Origin of the sequence: Streptococcus cristatus, assembly GCF_001588905.1 — a bacterium.
In the GTDB taxonomy this organism is placed as follows: Bacteria; Bacillota; Bacilli; order Lactobacillales; family Streptococcaceae; genus Streptococcus; species Streptococcus cristatus_N.
This window is the reverse complement of sequence record NZ_LAWH01000087.1, coordinates 1-287: the sequence shown is the minus strand read 5'-3', so window position 1 is coordinate 287 and position 287 is coordinate 1. Positions and strand designations below refer to the sequence as shown.

The 287-nt window shown below is 41.5% G+C and carries 1 pseudogene; it reads left to right on the top strand.

The features are described 5' to 3' along the window. A pseudogene (locus A0765_RS09800) lies at nt 1–287 on the top strand (heme transporter CcmD); the annotation flags it as partial.

Below are 287 nucleotides of genomic sequence, written 5' to 3'. Positions count from 1 at the left end.
AGACGGACTCCTTCTATTTGGAAAAATTATTTTGTTGGAAATTTATTTTTACCTGTGTTAGCGATGGCCTTTTTAGTCGCATCACCGGTTGTTCAACGCTATCTATTATCTGGTGAGGAAGAAGCAGAACGTGCTGTGGTTAGCAAGTATATCCGTGAGGAGTCAGCTAAGGACGATAAAATCTATGCTTGGGACAGCACAGCCAGTCTCTACCAATCAACCGGCCGTTTGTCTGCAGCAACCATCTTAAGTCCTAAATTATACTTAGATACCGAAGAGAATAAGAT